Below are 10,823 nucleotides of genomic sequence, written 5' to 3'. Positions count from 1 at the left end.
TCGGACTGCCTTCCAGCAGGCCCTCCGGGCTTCGTTCTTTCGTGTTTCCAGCTTATCAGATGTTTTCCGCTCCGTTTTCCGGAGTTTCATTCATCGGATTCGCTTTCCGCTTTGTCTCCCCGGTCTCCCGCGGCGACTCCGGAACTGTACGGGCATGGGCCCGCCACATGCAAATCGTCCCGCCCTGCTCTCGCAGGACGGGACGATCTTGTTCTGGCAGCGTCAGGCGCGGCCCATCTCCTCGACGATGGCCGCAGCGAAGGCGTCGATGTCAGCCTCCGTGGTGTCGAAGGAGCACATCCATCGCACCTCTCCGGTGTGCTCGTTCCAGAAGTAGAAGCGGTAACGCTTCTGGAGCCGCTCGCTCACCTCGCGCGGGAGGATCGCGAACACCGCGTTCGCCTGGACCGGGCGGACCAGCTCGACGCCGTCGATCTCGCGGACCGCGGCCTCCAGGCGGCGGGCCATCGCGTTGGCGTGGCCGGCATTGCGCAGGTACAGATCGCCGGAGAGCAGCGCCTCGAACTGGACCGAGACGAAGCGCATCTTCGAGGCGAGCTGCATCGAGGTCTTGCGCAGGTACTTGATGTTGCGCACCCGCTCGGGGTTGAGCACCACCACGACCTCGCCGAACAGCAGGCCGTTCTTCGTCCCGCCGAAGGACAGCACGTCGACGCCGACATCGGTGGTGAAGGCGCGCAGCGGCTGGCCGAGCGAGGCGGCGGCGTTGGCGAGGCGGGAGCCGTCCACGTGGACGAGCATGCCCAGCTGGTGGGCGTGCTCGGTGATCGCGCGGATCTCGTCGACGGTGTAGAGGGTGCCGAGCTCGGTGCTCTGGGTGATGGAGACCGCGAGCGGCTGCGCGCGGTGCTCGTCACCGAATCCCCAGGCCTCCTGGTCGAGGAGCTCGGGGGTGAGCTTGCCGTCCGGGGTGGGGACGGTGAGCAGCTTGATGCCGCCCATCTTCTCCGGGGCGCCGCCCTCGTCCACGTTGATGTGGGCCGTCTGGGCGCAGACCACCGCGCCCCAGCGCGGAAGCAGCGACTGGAGGGCGACCACGTTGGCGCCGGTGCCGTTGAACACCGGGTAGGCCTCCGCCTTCTCGCCGAAGTGCCGGCGGAAGACGTCCTGCAGGTGTGTCGTGTAGTCGTCCTCACCGTAGGCGACCTGGTGGCCACCGTTGGCGAGGGCGATCGCGGCGAGGATCTCGGGGTGCGCACCGGCGTAGTTGTCGCTGGCGAAGCCGCGGACGGCGGGGTCGTGCCGCCGTACCGCGTCCGTACGGGTGAGGTCGGTCATCGAGCTGTCAGCCACAGGTGCTGTCCGTTCAGTTCTGCTGCGGGGCGGTCCCAGAGGCCCGCCAGGTGTCCGGCGAGGTCGGCCGTGTCGGTGAAGCCGGCGAACTTCGCCTCCGGCTTCTCCGCCCGCATCTCCGGGCTGACCAGCGCCTTGATGACCAGGATCGCAGCTGCCGCGGTGGGCTCGCCGTCGGGGGCGGTGGTCTCCTTCTTGAAGGAGTCGGCCATGGCGAGGGTCCACGCCTCGGTCGCGGCCTTGGCGGCCGCGTAGGCGGCGCCGCCGGCGGTGGGCTTGTGCGCGGCCGAGGCGGAGATCATCGCGTAGCGGCCGGCGGAGCTGCGGACCAGCGCGGGCTGGAACGCGAGCGAGGTGTGCTGGAGGGTGCGCACGACGGTGTCGTGCAGGAAGTCCCAGTCGTCCAGCCGGGTGTCGAAGAAGGTCTTGCCGCCGCGCCAGCCGCCGACCAGGTGGAACAGGCCGTCGACGTGGCCGTGCTCGGACTCCAGGTGGTCGGCCCAGTCGTGGACCTCCTGCGGGTCGAGCAGGTCGATCACCTGGCCGCTGATCTTGGCTCCGCGGACGGCCACCCGGGTGGCGTCCAGGGCGGACTCCAGGCGCTGGGCGTCGATGTCGGCGCCGATCACGGTGGCGCCGTCCGCGGTGAGGCGGCGCAGCACGGCGCGCCCGGCCGGGCCGCTGGCTCCGGCGACGGCGATGACCTTGCCGGCCAGCGGGGCGTTGGTGGAGGTGGTCACGCGGCGGCTCCCTGGATCCCGGCGCCGGTGATGCCGGCGGTGGCGGCGATGACGCCGCTCAGCTTCTTGTTGAGGGCTTCGTAGAACATGCTCAGCGGGAACTCGTCCGGGACCACGGCGTCGCAGAGGGCCTTGTTGAGGGCCTTGCCGTCGGTGATGTCCAGCGGCAGGGCCTCGGTGCCCTTCGCCCAGGTGGAGGCCGGGTGCGGGGTGAGGTAGCGGGAGACCAGCTCGTAGGCGGCGATCCAGTGGGCCGACTTCGGCCGGTCGATGCCGTCGCGGTACAGGGTCTCGATCTCGGCGCAGAGCGCGTTGGTGATCTGCGGGGCGCGCTCCCAGTCGATGCTGAGGCGGTTGTCGCGCCAGCTCAGGGCGTCGTGCTTGTGCAGGTAGGCGAAGAGCAGCTGGCCGCCCATGCCGTCGTAGTTGCGCACCCTGTCGCCGGAGACCGGGAAGCGGAACAGGCGGTCGAAGAGGACCGCGTACTGGACGTCGCGGGCATGCGGGTTGCCCTCGGTCTCCAGCTGCACCGCCTCCTTGAAGGTGGTGAGGTCGCAGCGGAGCTCCTCCAGGCCGTACATCCAGAACGGGCTGCGCTGCTTGATCATGAAGGGGTCGAACGGCAGGTCGCCGTGGCTGTGGGTGCGGTCGTGGATCAGGTCCCACAGGACGAAGGTCTCCTGCGCGCGCTGCTGGTCCTGGAGCAGGCCCTGGGCGTCGGCCGGGATCTCCAGGCCGAGCTGCTGGACGGCGCTGGTGGAGACGGCGCGGAAGCGGGCTGCCTCGCGGTCGCAGAAGATGCCGCCCCAGGTGAAACGTTCCGGCGCCTTGCGCACGGCGACCGTCTCGGGGAAGAGCACGGCGGAGTTGGTGTCGTAGCCGGCGGTGAAGTCCGTGAAGGTGATCGGCACGAACATCGGGTTGTCGAAGCGAGTGCGCTCCAGCTCGGCCAGCCAGTCGGGCCACACGACGGTCAGCAGGACGGCTTCCAGGTTGCGGTCCGGGTTGCCGTTCTGGGTGTACATCGGGAACACGACCAGGTGCTCCAGCCCGTCCTCGCGCTGGTCGGCGGGGTGGAAGGCGAGCAGCGAGTCCAGGAAGTCGGGCTCGCGGTAGCCGGTGTCGGCCCACTTGGCGAGGTCCGCGTCGACGGCGGCCAGGTAGGCGGCGTCGTGCGGGAAGTTCGGAGCGAGCTCCTGGATGGCGGCGCGGACGGTGGCGACCAGCGGGTCGACGGTGTGCCGCTGAACGGCGGACAGGTCGATCGAGCCGTCCTTGGACTGGAGCGGGCGCAGCGTCTCGACGGCCTCCTTCAGGCGCAGCCAGGCCGGGTGGCCGGCGAGGGTCGAGACCGGGGCGTCGGCCGCCACAGCGAGCCTTGGCGAAAGATTCTGCATCGTGGACTCACTTCGACAGGAGTTATTTCAACGGGAACACCATATGTACGAAAGGTTCTCCCGTTCAAGGGGGCCATGGCCGACAAAGTTCCGGCGCGCCGCCGCTCCGGCACCGAATCCTTCGGCGGGAAGGGGGTTGTCCGGCATGTGGACAGCGGTCTGGATGTTCTGGACAGATGTGCCGTTCTGATGCGAACCTCCCGGCATGCTCCCGGCGGTGATCACAGTGGGCGAATGCCACGACAGCCCCTTCCGGGTGCCCTCCCGTCGGCACGTCGGCCGTCGCTGTCGCGCGCGCGGCCTCCGCTGCCGCTGTCGCCGCTGCTGTTGACCGGCTGCCGCCGATCCGGCCGTTGCCGATCCGGCTCGGGGGGCGCCGCGGACGCGGGCCCGTACGCCGACCATGCCGCGTGTGTTCCGGCGCCGCCACCGGGGAAGTGACCCGCCGGACCGCGGACCGCCCGACCCCGGCCCTCCCGCGCCCCTCCCCTCTTCCCATGTCCCGCCGGTCCTTCCCTGGAGCCCCGTCATGACCATCCGCAAGCCGTCCGCCGTACTGCCCCTCGCCGCACTGGTCGCCGCCGCGGCCGTGCTGACCGCCTGTGCCCCGCAGGACCCGAAGTCCGACGCCGCGTCCGGCACCCCGGGCACGGCCGGGTCGGCGACGAGCTGCGCGCCCGGGGCGCTGGCGACGCGCACCGCCGGGACGCTGACCATCGGCACCGACAAGCCCGCCTACGACCCGTGGTTCGCCGACGACAAGCCGGAGAACGGCAAGGGCTTCGAATCCGCCGTGGCCTACGCGGTGGCGGAGAAGCTGGGCTACCCGAAGGAGAAGGTCAACTGGGTGGTCGCGCCGTTCAACAAGGCGACCGCCCCCGGCGCCAAGGACTTCGACTTCGACCTCAACCAGGTGTCCATCAGCGACGAGCGCAAGCAGGCGGTGGACTTCTCCTCCGGCTACTACGACGTGCGCCAGACGGTCATCGCGCTGAAGAACTCCAAGGCGGCGAACGCCAAGAGCATCGCCGACCTCAAGGACGCCAAGCTCGGGGCCCAGGTCGGCACCACGAGCCTGGACACCATCACCGGCACCATCAAGCCGAGCACCCAGCCGGCCGTCTTCGACTCCAACGACCTGGCCAAGGCCGCGCTGAAGAACGGCCAGGTCGAGGCCCTGGTGGTGGACCTGCCGACCGCCTTCTACATCACCGGCGCCGAGGTGCCGGAGGCCCAGGTGGTCGGCCAGTTCGAGACGACGGCGAAGGCCGAGCAGTTCGGCCTGGTACTGGACAAGGGCTCCAAGCTGACCGGCTGCGTCTCGCAGGCCGTGGACGCGCTGCGCGCCGACGGCACGCTGGCGAAGCTGGAGAAGCAGTGGCTGTCCGACGCCGTCTCGGCACCGGTGCTGAAGTGAGCGCAGAGCTGGGTTCCGGGGCGGGCGGGCACTCGCCGGGTGGTGCGGCGGGCGGTGCGGCGGGCGGGAACGCGCCGGGCACCGCGGCGGTGGAGCCTGCCAAATCGCTCGCGCCGACGGCACGGGACGACTACCGCCCGTCCGAACACCGACTGGCGCACGAGGCGTACCGGCGGGCCCGGGCCCGCCGGTCGGCGCTGATCGCCACCGCGTCGACCCTCGGGACGGCGGTCGTCCTCTATCTCCTGGTCGTCAACTCCCCCGGCTGGGACGTGACTCGACGGACCTTCTTCAACCTCGACTACGCCCGCCAGGCACTGCCCGAGGTACTGAAGGGGCTGCGGCTCAACCTGGAGCTGATGCTCGGCTGCGGGGTGCTGATCCTGCTGTTCGGGCTGCTGCTGGCGGTACTGCGGACACTGCGCGGGCCGGTCTTCCTGCCGGTGCGGCTGCTGGCCACCGCGTACGTGGACTTCTTCCTCGGGCTGCCGATGATCATCTGCCTGCTGGTGATGATCACCGGGGTCCCGGCACTGCGGCTGACCGGGGTGACCACCGATCCGCTGCTGCTGGGCGGCGCCGCGCTGGTGCTCACGTACTCGGCGTACGTGTCGGAGGTGTTCCGCGCCGGCATCGAGTCGGTGCACCCGAGCCAGCGGGCCGCGGCGCGGTCGCTGGGGCTCACCAACGCGCAGGCGATGCGGTACGTGGTGCTGCCGCAGGCCGTCCGGCGGGTGGTACCGCCGCTGCTGAACAACCTGGTGAGCCTCCAGAAGGACACCGGCCTGGTCTCGATCGGCGGCGCGATCGACGCGGTGTACGCGGCGAAGATCATCGCGTCCCGGTCCTTCAACTTCACCCCGTACCTGGTGGCCGGACTGGTGTTCATCGTGCTGACCATTCCGCTGACCCGGTTCGCCGACTGGCTGACCGGCCGGATGAACCGCCGCCAGCTCCAGGGAGGTGCGGTGTGACGTCGAACGAGGTGCTCCGGCTGGAGTCGGTGCGCAAGACCTTCGGCAGCCAGCTGGTGCTGCGCGACGTGGACCTCGGCGTGGCCGAGCACTCGGTGACGGCGCTGATCGGGGCGTCCGGCTCGGGCAAGTCCACGCTGATGCGGTGCGTCAACCTGCTGGAGGGGATCGACGACGGGGCGATCTTCCTGGACGACGAGGAGATCACCGATCCGCGCGCGGACGAGGACGCCGTGCGGCGCCGGATCGGTGTGGTGTTCCAGTCGTACAACCTGTTCCCGCACCTGACGGTGCTGGAGAACATCACGCTCGCCCCGCGCCGGGTGCACCGGGTCGCCCGGGCCGAGGCGGAGGCGCGGGCGCTGGAACTGCTGGAGCGGCTCGGGCTGGCGGCCAAGGCGAAGGAGTACCCGGACCGGCTCTCCGGGGGACAGCAGCAGCGGGTCGCCATCGTGCGCGCGCTGGCCACCGGGCCCCGGCTGCTGCTCCTGGACGAGATCACCGCGGCACTCGACCCGGTGCTGGTCGGCGAGGTGCTGTCGGTGGTGCGGGACCTCAAGGAGCAGGGGATGACGATGGTCATCTCCACCCATGAGATGGGCTTCGCCCGCGAGGTCGCCGACCGGGTCTGCTTCCTGGACGGCGGGGTGGTGCTCGAACAGGGGCCGCCGGAGCAGGTGTTCGGCGACCCGCAGGAGGAACGGACCCGGCAGTTCCTCAGCCGGGTGGTCGCCTCGGGCCGGCTCCAGGGTTGAGCCCCCCCCGGCGGCCGGTCCGCCGACCCGCCGAGGGGTGGGCGGGGTGAGCGGGGTGGCGGGGGGGGCGACGAGGGTGTGCGACCCGGTGTGCGGCCAGGGCCTTCGCGATGACGGGCACCCCTGTGCGCCCCTGTACGCGCCCTGGCCGCAGTCGGCCGGGTGCGGTGATCGTGGGACCGGACGTCCGTCGCCGCGCACGAGGGGCGGCGAACAGCCGACAGCGAACAGATGACAGATGACAGATGACAGATTTCATCATCTGTTCGCTGTTCGACGACACCTGTTCGCCGTTCGCCGCCCTCAGCGCCCACCGCCCCGGGAGGCCGCCGTTGCACGGACCCACCCTGGTCAACTGGCTCCTCGCCCTCCTCACCGCCGGCGCCGGCGCCACCTGCCTGATCCGGCTGCGCCACTCCCCCTGCGCCCCGGGCGGCGCGCACCCCGTGCTCGCCCGCGAGTCCGACGCCGCCGAGGCCCTGATGGGCCTCGGGATGGCCGCGATGGCCGTCACCGGCGCCACCGTTCCGGCCACCGTCTGGGCCGGGCTCTTCGCGCTTCCCTCCGCCGCCTTCCTGCTCGCCGCGGCCCACGCCCCATCCGGCCGGGTGCACCGACTGCACCACGCGGTCGGTGCGCTCGCCATGACGTACATGGCCCTCGCGATGGCGGCCGCCTCCGGCCAAGAGCACCACCACGCCGCCGCCCTGGGCCTCCCGGCGCTGACCGGCACCCTCCTCGTCTACTTCGGCGGCTACGCCCTGTGGACCGGCAGCCGGCTGCTGCGCACCCCGGCGGGGACCCTCGCGCTGGGCACCGCCGGCCTGCCGCAGGCGTGCCGACTCGCCATGGGCATCGGCATGTTCGCCATGCTCCTGACCATGTGACGACCACCCGCCACCCCCGTCGGCGCCCCAAAACCCCCGCCAGGGCGTGGCGTTGGTCACTGGCCCGTCGAAAGCCGTTCCACCGGACGCCGCCAGCGCATAGGTTGGCCGGGAGCGCGCTGTCGCGCTCCGTGCGTACTCGGGGAGCCCATCGATGCCCGCCCTGATCGGCCTGCTGCTGCTCGGACTGCTGCTCTCGACCGTCGCGCCCAAGCTGCTGGCCCGGGCCCGCTGGGCGGAGCGCGAACCGGTGCTGGCGCTGCTGGTGTGGCAGTGCCTGGTGGTGGCGGTGCTGCTCTGCTGCGCGCTCGCCCTGCTGCTGGCCGCTTCCGCCGCCCTGCCGGAGCTGCGTGCGCTGGTGTTCGCGGGCGCGCCGCACGGCGTCGAGGCGGCGTACGGCCTCCAGGACGCCGAGGGCTGGGGCCGACTGTGCGCCGCGGTGCTGGCGGCCGGCGGGCTGCAGACGGTGTTGGCACTCACCCGGGAGGTCCGTACGGCCAAGGCGCTGCGCCACCGACGGCACGCCCAACTGTCGACCCGGGCACCGGAGTTGCCCGACAGCATCGAAACGGCCCGGAGCCGCCGGGAACGGCTGGTGGTGCTGGAGAACGTCCGCCCGGAGGCCTGGTCACTGCCCGGGCCGGACTCCCGGCTGGTGGTCACCACCGGCGCCCTCCAGCAGCTGACCGACCGGGAACTGGCCGCCGTACTGAGCCATGAGCGCGGCCATGTGCGGGCCCGGCACCACTGGCTCCAGCAGTTCGCCCAGGCGCTCACCTCCGGCTTCCCCGGCGTCGGCGTGTTCAGCGCCTTCCGGGACCAGGTGGCGGAGCTGGTCGAGCTGGCCGCCGACGACCGGGCCGCCCGCCGGCACGGCCGGCACACCACCGCCCTCGCGCTGGCCGAACTCAACCTGGACCGCGGGGTGTTCGGCTCCTGCCCGCCCGGCCTGGCGCAGTCCCCGAAGCGGGTCGACCGGCTGCTCGCGGGTCGGCCGCGCCTCTCCGTTCCGCACCGGCTGCGGCTCACCGTCGCGGCGCTCGCCACGCCGGCGGTGGTCGTCCTGCTGGCCGCCGCGCCGGGGCTGCACTCACTGCTCTGAAGCCGACGCCGCGCCAGTGCCGCGGAACCGCCGGCCGATCAGCCGGCGCGCCGACCGGACCCGTCAGTCCGAGGAAGCCCCGCAGGCCGGACCGAGGCCGTCACCGAGGGTCAGCGCCAGCACTTCGCGGTGAAGCGGCCTGGCCTGCTCGTAGCGTTCCAGACCGGCCTCGGTCAGGGTGAGCTGGACACCCCGTCGGTCGTTCGCGCACATCGCGCGGACGACCAGTCCGGCCTTCTCCAGCCGGGCGATCAGCCGCGAGAGCGCGCTCTGACTCAGATGGACGGTCGGGGCCAGCTCGGCGACCCGCACGGCGTACCCGTCGCCCCCGCGCCCCTCGACGAGACGTTCCAGCACCTCGAACTCGCTCATGCCCAGCCCGTACCGCTCGCCCAGCTCGCGATCGAGCATGCAGGCGGCGGAGGCGTGCCGAGCCAGCAGCTCGCGCCACTGCGCGACAAGACCGGCCTCCGCCGGGGAGTCGAGTTCAGCCACGCCGCAACCGTAGCACATGCATCGGCAATTATTGCGTTAACATTTAATTCACTTGCATTGAATGCACGCGCATGTACTGTGCTCCCCATGACCACCGCGACCGTCACGCCCCATGACGCCACGTCAACCACCGGGCCGCACTGGACTCCCCGCCTCTGGGGCACCCTGATCGTGCTCTGCGCCGCCATGTTCCTGGACGCCCTGGACGTCTCCATGGTCGGCGTCGCACTCCCCTCCATCGGCTCCGACCTGCACCTGTCCACCTCGGCCCTGCAATGGGTGGTCTCCGGCTACGTGCTCGGCTACGGCGGCCTGCTGCTGCTCGGCGGGCGCGCCGCCGACCTGCTCGGCCGCCGCCGGGTGTTCCTGGTGGCCCTGGGCGTCTTCGCCGCCGCCTCGCTGGTCGGCGGCCTGGTCGACGACGGCGGCTTGCTGATAGCCGCCCGCTTCCTCAAGGGCGTCAGCGCCGCCTTCACCGCCCCGGCCGGCCTGTCGATCATCACCACGACGTTCGCGGAGGGCCCGGCCCGCAACCGCGCGCTGTCGATCTACACCACCTGCGGCGCCAGCGGCTTCTCGCTCGGCCTGGTGCTCAGCGGGCTGCTCACCTCGGTCGGCTGGCGCTGGACCTTCCTGATGCCCGTCCCGGTCGCCCTGCTCGCCCTGCTCCTCGCGGTCCGGTTGCTCCCCCGACCGGTCGAGGAGCGCGCCAAGGGCGGCTACGACATCCTGGGCGCCATCACCGGCACCTCGACCGTACTGCTGCTGGTCTTCACCGTGACCGAGGCCCAGGGCACCGGCTGGCTGAGCCCGCGCACCCTCGGCTCACTGCTCGTCGTCGCCGTGCTGGCCGCCGCCTTCCTGCTGGTGGAGAGCCGCACCGCGCACCCGCTGGTCCGGCTCGGCATCTTCCGCAACGGCTCGGTCGCCCGGGCCAACGTGGTCGCCTTCGCGATGACCGGCGCGTACGGCGGGTTCCAGTTCGTGGTCACCCTCTACCTCCAGCACCTGCTCGGCTGGTCGGCACTCGAGATGGCCCTCGGGCTGCTCCCGGCCGGGGCGTTCATCGCGCTCTCGGCACCCTTCATGGGCCCGATCGTGGACCGCTTCGGCACCGGGCGGCTGCTGCCGATCGGCCTGCTCTCGCTGGTCGCCGCGTTCGCGCTGTTCCTGCGGCTGGACGAGCACAGCTCGTACCCGGGCCTGGTGCTGCCCTCGATGCTGCTGCTCGGTGTGGGCTTCGCCTTCGCCTTCCCCTCGGTGAACATCGCCGCCACCGACGGCGTGTCCGACGAGGAGCAGGGCCTGGCCTCGGGCCTGGTGAACACCGCGATCCAGGTCGGCACCGCGGTGGTGCTGGCCGGGGCGACCGCGATGATCACGGCCGGCAGCGCGGGCGGCGACAGCCCGCAGGCCCAGCTGGACGGCTACCGCCCGGCCCTGCTGCTCGTCACGGCGGTCGCCCTGGTCGGCCTGGTGGTCGCGGCGGCGGGTGCCGTGGTGGAGCGGCGCCGGCATGCGACTCCCGTGCGAACGGCGAACTATGATGGCCCGTCGGATGAGTCGACCGCGGCCGCGGCCCGGGCCGAAGTCCTGGTCAAGCACTGACGACGGTCCCCGCCGCCCACGCGCGCGGCCTGCGAGCCGCCGGGCCATGGTGCCGGCTCCACCAAACCCCCGTGTTGGTGGAGCCGGCCGTCTTCGTGGCGGCCGCCCGGGCAGCGCCCGTCGGGGCACGGTTC

The 10,823-nt window shown here is 71.7% G+C and carries 10 protein-coding genes; 6 read left to right on the top strand and 4 right to left on the bottom strand.

Going from position 1 to position 10,823, the window contains the following annotated elements; genetic code table 11:
• Positions 1 to 222: 222 nt before the first annotated feature.
• From ACFRMQ_RS10905 to ACFRMQ_RS10895, 3 genes are read right to left on the bottom strand one after another with little or no spacing between them, the layout of a single operon-like run.
• Positions 223 to 1,299, bottom strand: a complete 1,077-nt coding sequence (locus ACFRMQ_RS10905; protein WP_380729271.1) for a threonine aldolase family protein — start codon at positions 1,297 to 1,299, stop codon at positions 223 to 225.
• A complete protein-coding gene (locus tag ACFRMQ_RS10900) occupies positions 1,296 to 2,054 on the bottom strand; it encodes an SDR family NAD(P)-dependent oxidoreductase (RefSeq protein WP_380729267.1) in 759 nt (252 codons plus the stop codon). Before ACFRMQ_RS10900 ends, ACFRMQ_RS10905 begins: the two co-directional genes overlap by 4 nt.
• Positions 2,051 to 3,451 (bottom strand): DUF6421 family protein, encoded by a 1,401-nt coding sequence (locus tag ACFRMQ_RS10895; RefSeq protein ID WP_380729265.1) that lies wholly within the window; start codon positions 3,449 to 3,451, stop codon positions 2,051 to 2,053. The genes ACFRMQ_RS10900 and ACFRMQ_RS10895 overlap by 4 nt, the downstream gene beginning before the upstream one ends.
• A 529-nt stretch (positions 3,452 to 3,980) precedes the next feature.
• Here ACFRMQ_RS10895 and ACFRMQ_RS10890 point away from each other — a divergent pair.
• From ACFRMQ_RS10890 to ACFRMQ_RS10870, 5 genes are all read left to right on the top strand, one after another.
• The gene (locus ACFRMQ_RS10890) at positions 3,981 to 4,868 is read left to right on the top strand and encodes an ABC transporter substrate-binding protein (RefSeq protein WP_380729263.1); all 888 of its coding nucleotides are present in this window, start codon (positions 3,981 to 3,983) and stop codon (positions 4,866 to 4,868) included.
• Positions 4,869 to 4,957: 89 nt separating this feature from the next.
• Entirely contained in the window at positions 4,958 to 5,842 is an 885-nt protein-coding gene (locus ACFRMQ_RS10885) for an amino acid ABC transporter permease (RefSeq protein ID WP_380729269.1), read from the top strand.
• Positions 5,839 to 6,597, top strand: coding sequence for an amino acid ABC transporter ATP-binding protein (locus ACFRMQ_RS10880; protein WP_380729260.1), 759 nt, complete (start codon positions 5,839 to 5,841; stop codon positions 6,595 to 6,597). The genes ACFRMQ_RS10885 and ACFRMQ_RS10880 overlap by 4 nt, the downstream gene beginning before the upstream one ends.
• Positions 6,598 to 6,842: 245 nt before the next feature.
• Positions 6,843 to 7,484, top strand: coding sequence for a DUF5134 domain-containing protein (locus ACFRMQ_RS10875; protein ID WP_380729258.1), 642 nt, complete (start codon positions 6,843 to 6,845; stop codon positions 7,482 to 7,484).
• A 154-nt stretch (positions 7,485 to 7,638) separates the two neighbouring features.
• Positions 7,639 to 8,586: a M56 family metallopeptidase gene (locus ACFRMQ_RS10870; protein WP_380729256.1), complete on the top strand. Its 948-nt coding sequence runs from the start codon at positions 7,639 to 7,641 to the stop codon at positions 8,584 to 8,586.
• A 63-nt stretch (positions 8,587 to 8,649) separates the two neighbouring features.
• Here ACFRMQ_RS10870 and ACFRMQ_RS10865 read toward each other — a convergent pair whose 3' ends face one another.
• Positions 8,650 to 9,081: a MarR family winged helix-turn-helix transcriptional regulator gene (locus ACFRMQ_RS10865; protein WP_380729254.1), complete on the bottom strand. Its 432-nt coding sequence runs from the start codon at positions 9,079 to 9,081 to the stop codon at positions 8,650 to 8,652.
• A gap of 87 nt (positions 9,082 to 9,168) precedes the next feature.
• On the opposite strand from ACFRMQ_RS10865, the gene ACFRMQ_RS10860 reads away from it, so the two are divergent.
• Positions 9,169 to 10,689, top strand: a complete 1,521-nt coding sequence (locus ACFRMQ_RS10860; RefSeq protein WP_380729251.1) for an MFS transporter — start codon at positions 9,169 to 9,171, stop codon at positions 10,687 to 10,689.
• Positions 10,690 to 10,823 lie beyond the last annotated feature (134 nt).

The sequence above is a fragment of the Kitasatospora sp. NPDC056783 genome (genome assembly GCF_042789895.1).
Taxonomy (GTDB): Bacteria; Actinomycetota; Actinomycetes; order Streptomycetales; family Streptomycetaceae; genus Kitasatospora.
Note: the sequence above shows the minus strand (reverse complement) of the source record. Positions and strands in the feature narration are given on the sequence as shown.

What these genes read in the sequence shown, in the direction of transcription:
- ACFRMQ_RS10905 (WP_380729271.1), bottom strand. Translation starts at nt 1,299, where the DNA reads ATGACCGACCTCACCCGTACGGACGCGGTACGGCGGCACGACCCCGCC.
- ACFRMQ_RS10895 (WP_380729265.1), bottom strand. Translation starts at nt 3,451, where the DNA reads ATGCAGAATCTTTCGCCAAGGCTCGCTGTGGCGGCCGACGCCCCGGTC.
- ACFRMQ_RS10890 (WP_380729263.1), top strand. Translation starts at nt 3,981, where the DNA reads ATGACCATCCGCAAGCCGTCCGCCGTACTGCCCCTCGCCGCACTGGTC.
- ACFRMQ_RS10875 (WP_380729258.1), top strand. Translation starts at nt 6,843, where the DNA reads ATGACAGATTTCATCATCTGTTCGCTGTTCGACGACACCTGTTCGCCG.
- ACFRMQ_RS10870 (WP_380729256.1), top strand. Translation starts at nt 7,639, where the DNA reads ATGCCCGCCCTGATCGGCCTGCTGCTGCTCGGACTGCTGCTCTCGACC.
- ACFRMQ_RS10860 (WP_380729251.1), top strand. Translation starts at nt 9,169, where the DNA reads ATGACCACCGCGACCGTCACGCCCCATGACGCCACGTCAACCACCGGG.